Below are 17,834 nucleotides of genomic sequence, written 5' to 3'. Positions count from 1 at the left end.
AACGCCACGGCACGCCTGCGGCCCGCTGCGGGTGTCCCGAGTCCGCGCGCTCGGTCCTGGGCGGTGTCCACGTCCGCCATCACGAGCGGTATATGGGCGGTGACCCCGCCGCTACGTGTGGTCCTACGCGGGTGCCCTGCACACCGGCAGTCTCGCCGACTACGGCGAGCACTTCGAATCCCTGGACCCTGATGCCCAGCACCGGCTCGCCGCCGCCGCCGGGGACGAACTGCGCACCTGGACCGAGCACTACCGGCTGCACATCACCACCATCATGACCGATACCTACTGCGTCCACTACCGCCTCGCCGTCGCCGACGAACGGGTGGAACTGGTCATCGACACATCCTGTTGACCGGTCGACACCGGCGCGACGCCGGAGTTCGAGTCCACCACGGCCTTTCCGGCGGCCCGCGCTGTGCAGCGTCGTTCGATTCCCGCCCGCTGGGCGTGGGTCTCCTTGTCTGTGTCCATTCTGTGTGAAAGGTGATCATTGATGGCTGTGAGAACGTCGGTGTCGGTGCCCGAGTTCGCTCGCGAGGTCCTGGCCGAGTCGCGAACCGAAGGCAACAACCTGTTCCTGCCCCAGCAGTTGAGCAAAGCCGACTACCAGAAAGTCAACAGGGTCCTCGAATCCATGGGCGGACAATGGAACCGCCGCGCACAAGCCCACATCTTCCCCGACGACCCCAGCGAGACCATCGCCGCAGCGGTGGCTCGCGGCACGACCCCCAACACCGACAGGAAAGTACTCGACGCGTACTACGCGACCCCCGAGCCGCTGGCCCGCCACATCGTTGCGGGTGAGCACTCCGGTATCGCCGCACTCGCGCCCGGCGCGCACGTGCTCGAGCCCTCGGCCGGCGATGGCGCGCTTGTGCGGGCGATCCTGGCCACCAACCCGGCTGTGCGGGTCACCGCCGTCGAGCCCGACCGCGAGCGTGCCGCAGCCATCGACTACGACCCGCGGGTCACCATCGTGATCGCCAGTTTCGAGGAATTCGCCGCGACAGCGACACCCCGGTACGCGGGCGTGGTGATGAACCCGCCGTTCGCACTGCCGGGGCAGCCGACGGTGTGGATGGACCACCTCTACACCGCTTGGGGCCTGCTCGACGATGGCGGAGGGCTGCTGGCTTTCGCGCCCAACAGCTACACCTACCGCACCGACCGCGACCACCGGGCGATGCGGGAATTCATCACCGCCCACGGCGGTCACGAACCACTGCCCGCCGGGGCCTTCACCACCTCCGGCACCCAGGCCGACACCGTGCTCCTGCACGCCCGCCGCCCGCTCGACCGCTGACAGAGCGGCAATCCGGAGTACGGATCTCCACAGGACGGGCCGCTGCTTTCGATTCCGGCGCCCTCGATCGGCGCGGTCCCTCCACGCGGCGCGTAGTGCCCTGCATTGCCTGGGCCGTGAGCGCACCCGCTTGGGGGCTGCTTCGTTCGCGTGAGTGCCCGGGGTATCGCTTCCGACCGTGCTGCCGGGCCGCGTCATCTGCCGAAAGGAACGGTCGCCATGGTCGAGGAAACCGAGGGATTATTCCCTCTCCCAACGCTTTTCGATGACGATGCGATGCCGCTGTGCTGGTCTTTCGGTCTAGGCGTAGACAGCGCCGCGGGGGTCACCCGTACTCTGCTCGACCCAGGTTTCCGGCCCCCGCAGTTGCTCGATGATCTGTCGAATCTGCTGGTCATGGTCGCCCAGACAGGAGACGAGTGGCGATCGGCCTGTGACCTTGTCGCGCAACATATCCTGCCGTTGCTCGCCGCCCGGCGAGTGCGCTTCATCGAAGTCGCCCGTGCCGGTCCCAGCGTCGCCGACGGGATCGTTGTCCTGCAAGACACCCGGACCCCCACACGTCTGCATCCCGATCCCGACGAGCACGGCTTCTACCCGCTCTCGGCCGAACACCGCGGCAACGGTGTCATGCCCACCCTCAACGGGCGCGCCTGCTCAACCAAGGCAAAGGGCCAGCCTTTAGATACCTGGCGTGCAACACATTTGGGACCGCGCCCTTACATCCACGCCGTGGGGTTCTCCGCCGAGGAGACCGCAAGGATCGCCCGCGACACCTCAGTCACGATGGGCGGGCGCCGCCACCCGATCTACCCGCTGCACGCCGCCGGGATGAGCCGGGCGATGAGCCAGGGCTACCTGTACGGATTGTTCGGCGTATGGTGGCCCAAAAGTTGCTGCCGCCAGTGTGGTTACGTCAGCGTGCCCAGTTGGCCCGATCAACTCGCCCGCTACCGCACCTACCCCGAGGAAGCCTTCAAACATCTCGTCGACGAGTACTGCACGCTGGCGCTCAACCACCGCAGCGGGCTGTTCGGGCCAGGTAAATCGTTGCGGGACAGACTCAGGGCAGACGGTGCGTACGAGGTCCATGCCTTGGCCGACGCCGCGATGGACTCGTGTGAGTGGGCGGTGTATCGAGTGCGGCGCTGCTACAGCGCCCGCGCGACCGCGTGGCGCGCGGTCGAGATCACCCATCGCGCCGACCGCGCCGCAGCCGAGCGGTTCGTCCTCGACCTCGCCGATAGCCTCGGGATCGCTGTACGTGCCGACGGTGAGCACACCCTGTCGGCGCTCACGTTATTCCCGGGCGCTCGGCTCACGTAATGGGGCAGGTGGTGGGTCCTGGGTTATGTTCTACCCGACCTCCTTCTGTTGTGTCTTGGGCTCGTCTTTGGTGCCGGGGCGTTTGTTGGGCCGGTAGGACGGCCCGTTCATGAACACTTGGTGGCTGGTGTTGATGAGCCGGTCCAGAAGTGACTCGGCGACGACAGGGTTCGGGAAGAGTGGATACCAATCCACTGGTGACCGGTTCGAGGTGAGCACCATGGAGCCGCCAGCGGCGGTACGTTCGGAGATCAGCTCGTAGAGGTCGTCGGCCTGGGGCGCGGTGAGCTCGCGCATGCCGAAGTCGTCGAGGATCAGCACGGCGGGCCGGACGAATTCGCGCAGTCGCTTGTCCCAGGTCCTGTCGGCGTGACCGCCGGCGAGTGTGGCGAGCAGTCGGCTGGTTTTGGTGAATCGAACCTCGGCGCCCTGACGGATGGCCAGATGGCCGAGTCCTTGGGCGACATGGGTTTTCCCGACCCCGACCGGGCCGAACAACACCACCGATTCACCGACTCCCAGCCAGCGCAGCGCACCGAGGTCACGGATTTGGGCGGCGGGGAGTTTCGGGCTGGCGGCGAAGTCGAACTGCTCGAGGGTGACTTGTTGTTCGAACTGGGCGCGCCGGATGCGGCGCGCGATCGACTGGGACTCGCGGCGAGCGATCTCGTCGTGACACAACACCTGCAGGAACTCGATATGCCCGAGATCGCCGGCGCGGGCCTGAGCGAGGCGGGATTCGAGAGTTTGCAGCATCCCCGACAGCTTCAACGTTCGCAGTGCCTGTTCCAGGGCGACATCGACGATCATGCCGACACCCCCTCGCCCTGCTCGTCGTCGGCGCCATCACGAGCGTCGTCGTCCCGGTCGGTGTTCGTGGTGGCGGCGATCGCGGCTGGGCTGTTCGGGTTGGGCAGGGCCACGACGTTGCCGAACAGCCGCGAAGGGCCGTGCAGGAACGCCGCGGCGCCTCCATCACCAGTGCTCGGTGGTGGCGGGTCGGCCTCGAGCCCTGCGGCGAGGATGCCCTTGATGGTCCGATAGGACGGATCCCCGACGGCGATTGCTTTGGCGCACGCCAATTCGAGCCGCTCCGGTCGGTGACGATCGGCCAACCCGAGCACGCCCTGGGCTGCGCGGAGCCGGAACAACGCGTTCTCCGACAGTAATTCCGTGATCACAGCCGTGGTGAATTCCCCGATCTCGGCAGCACGGTTTCGGCACCAGGTCGGTCCCCGCATGGCGAAGGCGATCTTCTCCGGCGGGTAGTGCGACATGTCGGTCTGCTTGCCGAACGGTTTACGCACATGCGTGGCGATCAGCTCGCCATTGTCGAAGATCTGCACCATCGAATACGTCGACCGCGCATCCACCCGACGGCCGATATGCCGCCACGGCACCGAATACAACGCCTTGCCGACCTTGACATGGACATCCGGGCCGACAGTGCCCGTCGACCAGTCGGCGAGGACGAAGTCTTTGCGCGGCAACGCAATCAGCGTTTCCGCCTCGACCGCTTCGAACACCGACAGTGGTGACGCACCACCGAGTGGCCTGCATGACCGCCGCCCGGCCACCTCCCGGCACCACGCAACCGCAGCCTCCTGCATCTGGGCCAGCGACGTCCATTCCCGGCCCCGCCAGAACGAGTCACGCACATACGGCATCGGCCGTTCCACCCGCGGCTTGTCCTTGGGTTTGCCGCGCCTGGCCGGATCCACCAAAGTCCCGTAATGGTGAGCCAACTCGGCATAGGACCGGTTGATCTTCGGGTCATACAGATCCGGACGCGCCACCCCGGTGCGCAGATTGTCCGGCACCAACCGAGCAGGCACACCACCGAAGAACGCGAATGCCTCCACATGCGCCTCGGTCCAGGCCCGCTGATCCATCGACACCACCGGACGCACGAACATCAACCGCGACATCGCCAGCACCATCACAAACGCCCAGATCCGGCGCTTGCGGCCACCGACCGGGTCGACCCACGAACCCAGATACCCGTAGTCGATCTGAGCTTCTTCACCCGGCGGCGGATCATCGCGCAGCACCGTCACCCGCTGCCGCTGGTTCTCCTCCGGCAGGTTCGCTGCGATATACCTCTTCAGCGACGCCGCCGATGCGACCAGGCCGTGTTCGTCATGCAGCCGCTGCCAGATCGTCTGCTTGCTCACCCCAGCCTCGAGCATCGCCACGATGAAATCGCGATGCTTCTCGATCTCCGGCCACGTCACCTGCCGCAACCGAGTATCAGCCAACTGCGGGAACCACTCCCGAACCAACTGGCCCCACTCCTGCGGCGACCGCGCCGGCCCACCCGGCGCCAACCCCGCCGCGATCGCCGGATCCACATACTTCTTCACCGTCTTACGATCCAGCCCCAGACTGGACGCGATCTGGCTCTGCGAACGACCCGCATGCCAGTGAATCAAAATCTCGGTCACATCGACCACGTCGAACGTTCTCCTCGCCAATACCAGCTCCCACCAATCGCATCGATGGGAGCAACCTTCGTCTCGGGAGGACCACACCAGCCGCGCTCACCTTCCCGCTGGGGAATTACGTGAGCGGACACCTGCGGAATTACATGAGCGGAAACTGCCTCAACCTGGGGATTTCCGTGAGCGCCGACACACCCGGCTCTGGCTGACCGTCGAGACCGAGAACTATCCACGCTTGGAGGAGTTCTTCGTCGCGGCCCCGAACACGATCACCCCGAAGAAACGTTCAGGTTTCGAAACCCGGTGGGGCGGACACGCCGACGAGCGCTTGCTGGCACTCGAACACATGTGCCTTGCAGGGGTAATTGACCACTCTCATCGATAGTTGGCCAGTACACGTGTTTCACCGTTCAACTGGGGCTCTCGGTGGCCGTTTTCCGGATTTGTCTGCGGCGCCGGTGATGTCGAGTGTCGTACGTTCCACGCGGAGAGCCGACTCGTGGGGTTCGCACCACCTCTCGATGAGTTGGCGTGGATAGGTCCTACAGCGGCGCGGAACTCATTGGCTTTGGGCTTGCGGCCTCATGAGCCATCACTTTGAGTAATCCGAGGGTGGCAATCGATTGCCAGGCAAAATACCTACGACGACCTTCCGATCAACTGTGGCTCCTGCCGGACGGTGGGTCGCGACCCAGATCAGCTCATCGAGTCTGAGGGTGCCGCTGCTGGAGGTCTTCGGCGTCAGGTCGAGTACGAGGAGCAGGCCGAAGGGGACGTTGGTGTTGCTGTATTCCGTCGTTTGAGTCAGGTAGGTGGACTCGATGTGCTGGCGGCTGTTGTCGTGATCATCTTTCTTGATCTCGGCCAAGTAGCGCAGCGCGTCGAAGCGTACGATGATGTCGCCCCGTCCGAGGGCCAAGTCGATTGGCTCAGCACTTGCCGCGTAGTGGAGGGGGCCCGAGTCCAGCCAGCTACGGAAGTCCAATTGCAGGTCCTCCTCAAGCGGTTGGCGTTGGTCTTTCTCGGGCCGCTGGCGGTAGTCGTAGACCGGTTCGCCGTTACGGCGCCTCTTGCCCAGAAGGCTGGATTTTTCCAGGTCTAGGCGCGACTTGAGGAATAGGACGGTCTGGTACACCAGCGCTGAGAAGGTGACATGTACTCGCCCGGTGTAGTGGGGGTGTCCGGCCAACTGGTCGAGGATGCGGTGCACGATCGGACCTACCACTGGGTCGTTTGCGTCGAAGCGGCTTTGATCTGCCTGCTCGGCGAGTCCGCCGAGGGAAGACACAACGTCGTCGGTCAGGTCTGCGGTGAGGTCTAGTGCTGCCTTCTCGCCCATGGCGCGGACCAGCAGTGGCGCCAGGCGGTACAGCCGTTGCGTAGGTTGTGGGTCTTCGTCGTCGGGGTTGGCTTCGCCGTCGGGCGCGCTGGATCTGGGGGTGCGAGGTTGTCGGGCGCGGATCCTGCCCAGGAGAATTTCGGCTGTTGGGTGGTCGAATTGGGGGTGGCCGGTGTGCTGTTCGGATTGATCTACGGCGCGTTCGAGGATGTGCAGGAAGTTCTGCTCGCGTAAGAAGGTGTCTTCGATTGCGGGCTTTACGAGTAAGGCCACACCCGCGTCGGTGCTGGGGCCCAACGGTTGGACGGTGCGGATCGAGTTGTAGGCGGAGAGGACGGCGTCGAGGGCGTTCCACGGGCTCATCCAAACCGTGTCGGCGAGAGTATTCGAGGCTGTGTCCAGCAGCAGTAGGAGCTGGTGCCATCCGAGCAGGGCCGAGCGACGGGGGCGGGTCCAGGTGGGCTGGTGGGTACGCAGTTGCCATGCGGTGAGTTGTTCGAGTGCCCTCGTAAGGCGTACAGCCGCGTTGACCACTGCGCCGGTGTCGTGGCGGCTGAAAGCGAGAACCGCGTCGCAGGCCGCGATCAAGCAGTCGGCGTCGGTTCGGGCTTCGTCGGTGGTGCTGGCGGCGAGATCTCGCCGGGCATCTATGAGGTGTTGGGTGACCTGGGTCAGGTCGGTGCTCGATAAAGCGTTGCGGAGTCGGTCGCAGCCTAGTTCGTAGACCGCGTCCGAGTCGGAAGCTTCCAGTTGGGCCAGCTCACCGAGGAGGCGGCGCAGCGTGGTGGCTGCTTCCGTCTCCTCCGCCCAGCTGTCGAGTGCCGCGCCCAGGGTGCGCGGCAGCAGTTCGACGAAGTCTTCCGGGGCGTCCAGCACGGAGAGCCGTTCGAGGAAATCCCACACCCGAAAGGGCCTCACGGCCTTGCCGATGGCCAACCGCACTGCGGCGTCCAGCCGGGTACCGGCGAGTATTGGGGCGTCCTGGACCGTCTGTGCGAGTTGGTCGAGAAGTGCGTCGAGCAGCGCTGGTCCGTGAGAACTGAGCACCGCTGGACGGGCCAAAAGTACTTCCAAGGCGCTGGACAGGGCCAGCACGCTTTTCTGCGCCGCCAGACCGTCGACGAACAGTCCGGTGACATCCGCCCATCGCTGGTCGGCGTCGTCCGCGGTAATGGCCTCGGCCAGCAACGGTGCCAATGGACCTGCGGCGATCTCGCGGGCTTTGTCGAGGATCTCCGCCACGGGAATCGCGATCGTTGTGAAGGACACCCGCTGCCCGGCTGCGGCAAGGTTGTTCAAGCGATCGGCCAAGTCAGCCACGTCGTGTTCCTGGCCTGGTCACCACAGCGGCTCGTTCTCGTCAGCTTCGATGGTGTGCTTGGCGTCGAGGACAGTGTGGACAAGGTCGTAGTCGCGGGTTGTGATCACGACCTGAATGCCCTGTTCTTCAGCGACCGCCGCGAGTTCGCGGAACAGGACAGTTGCGTCGAGGTCTTGAACCTCCTCGGCTTTGGGGCTGTCGATCATGACCAGTCCCGGGTGGGTCGAGACGCCATAGGCAGCCCCGACGCGCAGCAGGGCGATGACCAATGCGATGCGCAGGCGCAGGCGGGCACCGGAATCGCAATCGCTGAACCAGTCCTCGCCGCCCCCGTCCTTGGTGACCTTCATCCGAGCACCGCGGTCGATGCGCACGTTCTCGAGCGAGAGCATGCCGAACCGACGGGACAGGTCGACGACCTCTCGCCCCAAGTCGTTGAACAGCGCGTCCGCGGCGTTCTTGTTGTCGGCGTCGAGGATCTTCACCGCCGTGTCCAGCACCCGCAGAGTCACCGTCTCGTTGTCGGCTTCGTCCCCGCCCGGCGGGGACGAAGCCGGCAGGACTTCCAACGCGCCTTCGAGGCGCCAGACTGCCTGCTGGGCTTGCATCACCTCGGGCAGCGCGGTGGCCGACCGCGCAGATCGGAGAAGTTCGTCTGCGGTAGCCAACTCCGCGGTGAGGGCCCTGAGCCGAGTACGCGTGGACTCCGCGTGGGCTCTCACCTGGTCTTCGGCTTCCGCAGCCGCGTTCAAGCGGACCTCTGCCTCTGCGATGATCTCCATCGCCTCGGCGTCGTCGGTGTCGACCGGGCGGTCGCACACGGCGCAGGCGTGGGAGTGGTGCTCCCTGTGCCTGCGGTCGGTCGTAATGGCCTGATCGCACCGCGGGCAGGCGTCAGGGTCCAGTCCCTGGAACAGCGCTCTGGCGACCTTGCTCTCGCGGACGTCGGCCAGGCGCTTGGCTGCCCGCTGACGGTCGGTTTTCGTGCTCTGCTCGGCGCGCCGGGCGTCGTCGTCGACCGCTCGGGCGTCGGCGACCTGCCCGGCCAGGTGCGCGGCTTTTCGTGCGAGTTCCGTGAGGGATCCGCTGTGCCCGGCGGCGGCGGTGAGCTCGGCCAGTCGTGCGCGTGCGGTCACCAGTTCGGCCTCGATGCGCGTGCGCTCTTCTAGACGCTGGGCCGCTTCGCGTTCCCACTCGGCTTGGCGGGCTTGTGCCTCGTTACGGCGGACATCGCGGGCGGTCCTGACCCGGGTGAGCGCTGCGGCTGCGGGGAGGTCCAAGAAGACCTGAAGCAGCCTGCCCGCCAAGCCGGACATCGGATGGTCTCCCAGCAGGATCTTCGTGCTGGCTGAGCCCAGGTACATCGCGGCAAAATAGGCTGGCCATCCGTGGGTCTGCGTGCTGGTCTCGTTTAGCGTGCTGACAATCTGAGACAGGTCGAGCCGGTCCAACATCAGGTTGGCCACCTGCTCGGCGTAGCTCTGTTCGCCGGTCGCCTGGAGCAGGACAGTCACTTTCTGTGCGGGGTCCGGTTCCCGGGCATGAGCAAGGACGGACGCGCTGGGTGCGGTGAGGACGGTCGCGGACGAGATCGCCCCGTCGGTGATGTCCAAGCGGAAACCCATCGACTGTCCGGCGACGGTGATGTCCAGGTCGAGGTGATTCAGCCAGCCCCGGACGCCGCTCTGCAATTCCCGCCGCGGTGTCCCGCGCAGGCACCATGTGATCAGCTCCAGGACACTGGTCTTACCCCGGAAGTTGGACGCGACCAGAGCCGTCAGGCCCGTGGTGAAATCAAATGTCGTATCGAACGCGCCGGGTGCGACCTTGCCCGCGCGGACTCCCTCCAACCGCAGGCGTACCAGGCGCAGCGACCGCGGGCGGGCCGGGGTGAACACCAAAGGCCACCCGTAGGTGGCGAACACGTCCCGTACCTGTTCCGCGGTGACCTTGGCCCGGTCTGCGATTCGCGTATCCAGCAACGCTTCACCGGACACCGGCGGCTCCTGCGCGCCCCCATCTGCCACGGTGCTCGCATCTTTACCGGTGAACAGGGCGTGCTGGTCGTCGCCCACAAGCCCGGTCATCGTCGTTCTCCTTGCGTAGTGTCCACAGCCTCACGCGAATCGGCCAAGTCGGCTTGCAGCGCCGCCAAGCGGGCACGTGCCCGCGGTGCCACCGTCGAGATGTGCTCGTGCAGTGGTGTATCGGCATACTCGCGCTGCAAGTACTGGCGGTTCTTCAACTGCGTTCCGCCGAGACCATCCGCGAGTCTCACCACCAAGTCGACCCGGTCGACGTAGTACTGGAAGACCGGCTCGTCGGCGACGATCTCGCGGGCCACCCGCCTGCCTTCGTCGAGGAGGTAGAAATCGCTTTGACGCACCCGCTCGATCGTGCCGCTGCGTTTGCGGGCGGCAAGGCCCGCACCGCGTAGAACCGCCATCGCGTTGTCGATGTTCTCCCACGCGCCGAACTTGTTGCGCAGCATGGGGTATCGACGCACCTCGGGTTCCTCGGACTCCAAGATCGACGCGGCCATGGCGAGCAGCGGCTCCTCGCGACTGCTCTCGTAGTCGTTGAGCAGCTCGTCTGCAAGGTAGTCGGGGTTGCGCAGCCAGAAGTCGAGCTTCAGCAACCGCACCGTCGTGCGGACAACACACACCGCGGTGCTCAGCCCGGGAATCCTCCGCTCGGTGTCGTCCACTGGTTCGCCCGCGCTGTCGAGCAACAACAGGATCCGAACAGCGTCCTGCTCCCGGCTGGTCACCGGATCCTCTGCGCTCAGTGGATCGGCCCTTTGGTCCACGCGCTCAACGTATCAGCCGATCTGACTGCTACGTCGAGAACTCGACGAAGGAAACTCCTGAACCGCAGTCGCGTCGCGACAACGGCGTCGGATGTCCGCGGCCCACTGGCCCACAAACCAATCGATAACCGGGCCAGCCCGCAGCCCACGTCCCTGGATAGCCAACTATCGCCACGCGGCCCGGCCCAAGAATCGTTGTTCGCAACGCCTCTGCCAGCGTCACCAAGCGCGGGCATGGCCATGCATGGGTGCGAGTCACAACCCGCCGCCACCGCCGGGCGCATGGCACCAGCCCTGCGGCATGACCCACTCCGGTTGCGGCCACGACAGTTTCGGCCCGCGCCGACCGTCCTGCCGTCCCGCCGTGCGGATCACGCAGCGGTCCACTGACCGGACCGGTGGTGTCGCTGCGTCATCCCTCCGTGTCGGCACCGTCGCTCGGATCACCGCTGGTGTGGCGGCCGAGCACGGATATCGCCACAGCAGAGCAGAAAGGGACCGCCCATGTACCCGATCAGGACCTGGTTCACCACCGAGGATATCGAGTGCCTGGTAGCGACCGCCGCAGAGCTGTGGGCCGCTACCGGGGATCCCCACGACGTCCTCGGTACGTATCAGAAGGATCTGCTGGCTCGTGCACACGAGCTGCTCAGCGACGACGAGCCCGCCGACGCGCCGGCGGGCGGTTCTCCCGACACCGCCTTCGTCATCGGCCATCACGATCCGTGCCCGTTTGCTCTGGACGAGGCCGCGTTCGCGGGCTGGATTGCGGCGGAAAGGGATCGGATCGCGGGCAACATCCCGTGCAGTCACGACGAGCAGCCCGCCAGCGACCTGGTGGCACTGCTCGACGCCGCTCGCAATGCCGACGTTCTCACCGGCGACCCTCCGCTCGAAATGCTCGTCGACCACGACAACACACCGCAGCTTCCCGGCTTCACGCTCATGTTGCGCAACTGCAGCGGTGGGCAGGAAAGCGTCGCCGTGACCACCGGATTCACCGAAATACTGTTCCCCGACAGTGGACTCTCGACGGCCGCGGCAATCCATTTCCACCTCGAACACATTGTGGAGATCGCCAACGGCCTGCTCCACCTCATCACGGGTCGTCTCTGACAGCCCATGACATGAAGAGGGCACGCACTGCCCGCAGCGGCTCCGGCGAACACCGCCGCGGCGACGCCGTTCCAACATCGCCAGCACAGATCCCGGTCGCGTCGCCTCCTCTGACTCGCCGCGGTCGACGCTGCCGAGCGACCCGGTCGCCGAATCGACGAACTCTGTTCCGACAACAGCAAAGGCAGGAAGCTCATGATCTCCGTCCCGGAACTACGTGCATGGGTGTCGGGTTTGGATACCTCCGGTTTCGTCGGTATCGACGAAGGGGGCCTCACTCTGGTGGAGGTCGGCGACGACGACCTTCTCACCGGCGCCTATCTCGAGGTCGGCGGATGCGACGACGACACCGAGATCGAACCGCCGTCGGTCACCGCTGTCGAGCCCGCGCGCGCGAGTGCCGCGCCCGGGGCGGCGGTGATCTCGGTGGCGGATCTGCTGGCGATGGTCGGCGGCAGCCTCACCCGCACCGAACTCCCCAAGGTGCGCGCCGCGATCCGGAACTCAAGTGTCGGTGACTCGCTCGGCGATGTGGTGTTCGCCGTCATCGCCGGACGCCGCCGCGAACTCACCGCCGAACTGCGCGCGTTCACCGATCCCGAGGCGTTCACCACACGTCTGGGCCCGGCACCGCTGGTCTCGGTCAGCGCTGAGCGGATCGGTGGCCTGTTCGCCGCGATCGAGGAAGCGACCGGACTGTCGTTGATCCGCGTGCGCTGCGGTGACGCCGCGCGGCTGTGCGTCGACGACCGCGTGACGGGCAGGTTGTTCGAGGTCGGCGACACTCTCGAGTCGTGGTTGCTCGGCGAGGCCACCTTCCCCGGCCTGACCGCGGAGTGGATCGGCGCACCCGTCGACGACTTCACCCGCGACGAACTGACCCGCACCGGCCCCCGCGACTATCAGCTGCCCGAAAGCTCACCCCGCCGCGACTGACCCGCGGCTACAGAAAACGGCCGAACGAACCCAACCCTCACACATGCGTAGATGCGCATGTCGACAACTCTTGGAAGGAGGTGGCGCTCTTGTCGGCACTCACGATTTCCCATACCGCCGAAGAGGGCACCCTGTTGGAAGGGACCGACCGCGGTGATGGCACCTACGAGGTGATGTGCGCGGTGCGCGACGCGATTGGGCATTGGCGGTGGGCCAGGAGCCTTCAGTGTTGGATCGTGGTGTCCTCGCGCGATCGCCAGCCCAAGCAGTACCACATCGACTACGCCGCCGAGAAGTTGCGTGAGGCCGGATACACCGTCGAGGTGGACATCGACCGCAGCGTGCGCGCCACCGAGGACGCCGAGACCGACCGCGCCCTGCGACAGGCTGACCGAGTCGATGCGTTGCAGAACAAGGCATCCCGCAAAGACGCGGAAGCCGCCGCCGCGGAAGCCGCGCATCAGCGCGCCCACAACGCCTTGCCCCCGTTCGGAGAGCCTGTCAAGATCGGGCACCATTCCGAACGCCGCCACCGCAACGCCATCGACAAGTCGTGGAAGGCGTGGGGCCGCTCGGTCGAAGCCGACCGCGACGCCACCCGCGCCCACCATCGCGCCGAGGCCGCCGCCCACACCACCGAGCACCGGAATTCCCCGCGGACGGTGGCCAACCGGATCGATATCCTCGAGGCCGAGCAGCGTGGCGATCAACGCGCCCTCGACGGGCACACCCGCCGGTTCCTCGACAGCGACGGCAACGTCTATCAGACCGAAACCACCGGCCCGGCGACCGGCGAATACCGGGAGCGCGTGCTGGGCCGAATGACCCAGCGCGAGCGGGACATCGCCTACTGGAAACAGGTCCGCCAAACCCAGATCGACCAAGGCTTGACTCCCGGCTGGGGCCGTGACGATTTCACGGTCGGGGACTTCGTGCGCGCCCGCGGGGCGACGTGGCGTCAGATCACGCGGGTGAATCCGAAATCGGTGTCGGTGGTGAACTTTTCCCTGTCCCCGTTGGCAGTGCATACCATCGCGGCGAAGATGACCGGTCATCGGTGGATCACCACCGATGACACGATGCGCTTCCACGAGATCACCGCCGTCATGACCGAGGCCCAGGCCCACGAACGGTTCCCCGACATCTTCGCCGACCTCGACGCCAACAGCCTGCCGCCGCGCCCGAAACGCAAGGGCGGGAAGACGAAACTCGACTACCACCGTGGCCTGCAGGCCGAGCACTGGTCCTGGAGCATCGACGGCATCGAATACGACGCGGTGTGGGCGCACCCTTCGCACTGGTTCGCCACCCCGCCCGAGCCCATCACCGAACCGGGTGTAGTGCGTCTGCGCGCGCGTCGCCGCCCGGCCGGGCGCGTGCACGGTAACCCGGTCGAACTCCCGGTGACCGAGTTCGCGATCACCGGGCCGGTGTGCTGGCCCGAGGAGGTCCACAACCAGGTCCGTGTCCTGGTCGAGGCCCGCACCTACCTGCCCGCCGCCTGACCCGCCGACACCCCTGCCGGGCCACACACCGGGCCAACGACCGCCCCACGATCCCGCTGTGGCTCGCGCAATCCCGCTGTCACACAACAGCATCCGGCGACAGCGGCAACGCCGCCAACCCGTTCGGCCGTCATTCGACCGATCCCCTGCCGGCCTGCCCTCCTGCGGCTTCCCGTCCATGTCCCGCACCGAGATCGGAGACCACCATGCCCTCCACTCCTGTCCGTCACGCCGCGGTATCGACCCGTCGTCTGCCCCTGTCCGTCGACCCCCCACATGAGGGAGGTCGGTGATGGGCGCGGTGGCCTGTTCGGTGATCGTGCGCGGACTCACCGGGCACCTGCGCGAGGTCGCGGCCGAGATCACGCCGGGACTGCCCTCGCTCACCGTGACCGGTCCCTCCGAGGACCTGCCGCACGCGTGCATCGACCGGGTCCGCGCCGCGGTCGCCAGCTGCGGCTGGGGGTGGCCGCAGGCCCGGGTGACTCTCAGGATCTCGCCGCCGGTCGGCTCGGGCATCGAGGGTATGCACGACCTCGCACTGGCGGTCGCGGTACTCGCCGCCACCGCCCCCGCCACGATCCCCGCACCGCGCCTCGATGGGGTCGTGCTGCTCGGCGAACTCGCCCCCGATGGCCGTCTGCGGCCCGTGCGCGGGATCCTGCCCGCGGTCCTGGCCGCCCGCGACCACGGACGCACCCTCGTGATCGTGCCGCGCGAAAGCCTGGCCGAGGCCGCCGTCGTGCCGGGGATGACCATTCTCGGCGCCGATCATCTCGGCGCTGTGCTGGCCTGGCTCGGCGGGGCCGACCACCCCCTGGCCGTCCCCGCCGCCGTCCCGGCACCACCGGAATTCACCGGCGTGGACCTCAGCGACGTGCGTGGTCACTACCGGGCGCGATGGGCACTCGAGGTCGCCGCCGCCGGGGGCCACCACCTGCGCCTGATCGGGCCACCGGCCGCCGGGCTCGGCGCGCTCGCCCAACGCCTGCCCGGACTACTGCCGCGGCTGACCGAATCCGAGTCGCTGGAGGTCCGGGCGATCGCGTCGCTGGCCGGCACCCTGCCCGAAGGGCCGCTCGCCTCGATCACCGCCCGCCCCTACGTCGAAGTCCATCATTCCTCGAGTGCCCGTGCACTGCTGGGCGGCGCCGCCTCCGCACGTCCCGGCGCACTGGCCCGCGCCCACCTCGGCGTGCTGCACCTGGAGTCCTATCCCGACCTGCACCAGCGCACGCTCGACGCGCTGCGGGCACCGCTGGACGACGGTGAGGTCGTCGTCGCCAACCGCGACAACCTGCTGCGGCTGCCCTGCGACACCCTCGCGGTACTGACCTCGGCCGAATGCCTGTGCCACGCGGCCCGCGATAGCGCGTGTGCCTGCCCGCCAGCGGCCAAGCGCCGCCACCGGGAGCGGCTGCACCGGGTCCTGGCCGAACGCGTCGACATCACCATCCGCGACAACCCCGACGACCGTGGCGGGTTCGGGGCCGACTCCCGCGAAACCAGCGCCGAGGTGCGCCGCCGGGTCACCGCGGCCCGTACGGCGGCAGCGGCCCGGTGGCGCGAGCACGGCTACACCACCAACGCCCGCGTCCCCTCATCGCTTCTGCGCCAACACTTTCCGTTGTCACGGACCGAGGCCGCTCCCCTCGAGGCAGCACTACGGGAGGGCCGGATCACCCGCCGCGGCGCCGACCGGACCCTCGCGGTCGCGGCGACCATCGCCGACCTGCGCGGCGCCGACCATCCCAGCACCCACGACATCGTCGAAGCCCTGCACCTGCACGGATTCGGCAGACCATAGTTCCAGGCCACCACGCACCCACACCCACTGGCGACTCCCCGGTGCCGGTCGGTTGGTTCGTGGTCACCGAACTGACCTGCCGGGTGCGTCGAGGTCCACCCTCGCCCCAGTCAACCCGCCGCCACCCTCTCCCGACGAGAGCGGCGTTGTCGTTCGTTCGAAGGAGCCACCCCCATGTCCACACCCGCCTCTGCCCACTCGCCCGCCACCGACACCGACATCCGCGCCCGGATCGACAACGATCGCGCGCGTGCCGAAGGCTTCGTCTGGGGTGCACTGCACATCCAACACTCCGGCACCCCCGAAGCCTCCACCGCCCAGGCGTTCGCGTCCGCCTACGCCGACCGCGTCACCGAATCCCTCACCAAGGACAACGTTTTCGTCCCCGGCCTGGCGGAAGCGTGGGTCGCGTGGCGGCTCACCGGCGACCTCACCGCCAACCTCGCTCCCGCCCCGTCCCCGGTCGAGCGGGTGCCGGGATTCGAGGAATGCGACGCCGCGTTACGGAACCGGACAGCGTGGTGGCTGTGCGCCGAGGCTCTCGGGTATGTGCGCGGCTGGTGTGACGCGGCCGGGATCGGGTCCGGTGACGCGGTCGATTTCGCCCACGCCCACGCCTACGCCGTGCTCGTGGCCGCGGGCGGGTCTCGCCCCAACATCGCCGACGCCTGGACCAACTGGCGCTCGGGCCGCCCCCTCAACGCCTTCGGCGAATAACACCCGCCACCCGGGCGCCGAGGCGCCACGGCAGTACCGCCCCGATCGACCAGGCCGATCAATTACCAGCAGAACGGAATTCGCTCATGAACAGCACTGATCACTGCCCGTTCGGAGCAGTGCGTGAGCCCCGGCGGCTGGCGTGGGCGCTGCTCTCGCGCGCCGCGCGCGGACCCTCGAAAACGGTGTGGCAGTTGATCGACAGGCTCGGTGTCGAGGACGCGGCGACCGCGCTGGCCACCGGCACCGCCGGGGCCGAGGTGGATCCGGCAGTGCTGGCCCGCGCCGATCCCGACCGCGCGACCGCCGAGCTGGTGGTGCACTACGCGGGCGGGGGCCGACTGATCACCCCCGACGACGATGAATGGCCGTCCGCGCATCTGGCCGCGCTGCACGCACCCGGGTGGGGACCCGAACACTTCGTCGGTCCCCTCGCGTTGTGGGTGTCCGGCACCGCCCGGCTGTCCGAGATCGCCGAGGACGCTGTCGCGGTCGCCGGGACACCGCGCCCGACCGGCTATGGGATCGAGGTCACCACCGCGATTGCCGCCGAGGTCACCGCCCGCGGCATGGCTGTCGCCGCGACCGGCGGTCCCGGTGTCCCCGCCCTCGCCCTGTCCACCGCCCACCACGTCCCGGTGCCGACGCTGACGGTGCTGGCGTGCGGCACCGACCTGGCCTACCGCCACCACAACCACCACCTGCGCTCTGCGCGACCTGGCACCGGTGTGCTGGTCAGCGAATACCCGCCGGGGACCCAGCCGCGCCCGCAGCGTGTCGGGGCGGCCCACCGGTTACTGGCCGCGCTCACCCGCGCCACCGTCCTGGTCGAGGCCGATTGGCGGTGCTGGAGCGAGGTGTCGATCACGTGGGCGCAGCGGCTGGGCCGCAACACCTACGCCGTGCCTGGGCCGATCACCTCCCCAACCTCCAACCCCGGCAACCACCTCATCGCCGACCACGACGTCACCCCGCTCGCCTCACCCCGCGACATCTACCTGCTCGCCGGTGATCTGCCCACCGAACCGTTTCCCGGCGACGACGCCCCGGACCGACCGAACGGAGAACCCGCGTGACCGACACCTTCGCCTGGACAGCGAATCTCACCCGCCACGGCGGCACCGAACTGGCCCTGCTCGCCGCCACTCCCACCACCGCGCTGGACACGGTCGCAGCCTCCGTGGCCGCGCACCCCGTCCCGCCCGAGACCC

Annotated in this window: 13 protein-coding genes and 1 pseudogene; 9 read left to right on the top strand and 5 right to left on the bottom strand. The window is 67.5% G+C overall.

The window, feature by feature from the left end:
• The first annotated feature begins 115 nt into the window (after nt 1-115).
• From ON27_RS32030 to ON27_RS32020, 3 genes are all read left to right on the top strand, one after another.
• Entirely contained in the window at nt 116-355 is a 240-nt protein-coding gene (locus ON27_RS32030) for a hypothetical protein (protein ID WP_043736049.1), read from the top strand.
• Between the two features lie 141 nt (nt 356-496).
• Nucleotides 497-1,306 carry a hypothetical protein gene (locus tag ON27_RS32025; RefSeq protein ID WP_157227536.1) on the top strand — a complete coding sequence of 270 codons (810 nt, stop codon included), beginning with the start codon at nt 497-499 and terminating at the stop codon, nt 1,304-1,306.
• 219 nt (nt 1,307-1,525) lie between these two features.
• A complete protein-coding gene (locus ON27_RS32020) occupies nt 1,526-2,632 on the top strand; it encodes a hypothetical protein (RefSeq protein WP_157227535.1) in 1,107 nt (368 codons plus the stop codon).
• A gap of 30 nt (nt 2,633-2,662) precedes the next feature.
• On the opposite strand, the gene istB is transcribed toward ON27_RS32020, so the two are convergent.
• The 5 genes and pseudogenes from istB to ON27_RS31995 all read right to left on the bottom strand — a co-directional run bounded on the left by istB (nt 2,663) and on the right by ON27_RS31995 (nt 10,542).
• Nucleotides 2,663-3,442: an IS21-like element helper ATPase IstB gene (istB, locus tag ON27_RS32015; RefSeq protein WP_043736045.1), complete on the bottom strand. Its 780-nt coding sequence runs from the start codon at nt 3,440-3,442 to the stop codon at nt 2,663-2,665.
• A 128-nt stretch (nt 3,443-3,570) separates the two neighbouring features.
• A pseudogene (gene istA, locus ON27_RS32010) lies at nt 3,571-5,085 on the bottom strand (IS21 family transposase); the annotation flags it as partial.
• Between the two features lie 580 nt (nt 5,086-5,665).
• Complete coding sequence (locus ON27_RS32005; protein ID WP_157227534.1) at nt 5,666-7,732, bottom strand: hypothetical protein; 2,067 nt, start codon at nt 7,730-7,732, stop codon at nt 5,666-5,668.
• An 18-nt stretch (nt 7,733-7,750) separates the two neighbouring features.
• Complete coding sequence (locus tag ON27_RS32000; protein WP_043736042.1) at nt 7,751-9,820, bottom strand: ATP-binding protein; 2,070 nt, start codon at nt 9,818-9,820, stop codon at nt 7,751-7,753.
• Nucleotides 9,817-10,542, bottom strand: a complete 726-nt coding sequence (locus ON27_RS31995; protein WP_217441043.1) for a hypothetical protein — start codon at nt 10,540-10,542, stop codon at nt 9,817-9,819. Before ON27_RS31995 ends, ON27_RS32000 begins: the two co-directional genes overlap by 4 nt.
• Before the next feature lie 504 nt (nt 10,543-11,046).
• Between ON27_RS31995 and ON27_RS31990 the strand changes: the two genes are divergently transcribed.
• From ON27_RS31990 to ON27_RS31965, 6 genes are all read left to right on the top strand, one after another.
• The gene (locus tag ON27_RS31990; RefSeq protein ID WP_043736040.1) at nt 11,047-11,658 is read left to right on the top strand and encodes a hypothetical protein; all 612 of its coding nucleotides are present in this window, start codon (nt 11,047-11,049) and stop codon (nt 11,656-11,658) included.
• 195 nt (nt 11,659-11,853) lie between these two features.
• Complete coding sequence (locus ON27_RS31985) at nt 11,854-12,594, top strand: hypothetical protein (RefSeq protein WP_043736038.1); 741 nt, start codon at nt 11,854-11,856, stop codon at nt 12,592-12,594.
• Between the two features lie 89 nt (nt 12,595-12,683).
• Entirely contained in the window at nt 12,684-14,099 is a 1,416-nt protein-coding gene (locus ON27_RS31980; protein WP_083887951.1) for a DUF3560 domain-containing protein, read from the top strand.
• Nucleotides 14,100-14,391: 292 nt separating this feature from the next.
• Nucleotides 14,392-15,906: an ATP-binding protein gene (locus ON27_RS31975; protein WP_043736035.1), complete on the top strand. Its 1,515-nt coding sequence runs from the start codon at nt 14,392-14,394 to the stop codon at nt 15,904-15,906.
• A gap of 174 nt (nt 15,907-16,080) precedes the next feature.
• Nucleotides 16,081-16,623, top strand: coding sequence for a hypothetical protein (locus ON27_RS31970; RefSeq protein ID WP_043736033.1), 543 nt, complete (start codon nt 16,081-16,083; stop codon nt 16,621-16,623).
• Nucleotides 16,624-16,709: 86 nt separating this feature from the next.
• Nucleotides 16,710-17,699, top strand: coding sequence for a DNA-processing protein DprA (locus tag ON27_RS31965; RefSeq protein WP_051047210.1), 990 nt, complete (start codon nt 16,710-16,712; stop codon nt 17,697-17,699).
• The last annotated feature ends 135 nt before the right edge of the window (nt 17,700-17,834 follow it).

The organism is Nocardia asiatica NBRC 100129 (genome assembly GCF_000308415.1).
In the GTDB taxonomy this organism is placed as follows: Bacteria; Actinomycetota; Actinomycetes; order Mycobacteriales; family Mycobacteriaceae; genus Nocardia; species Nocardia asiatica.
This window is presented reverse-complemented; position numbering and strand designations above follow the sequence as displayed.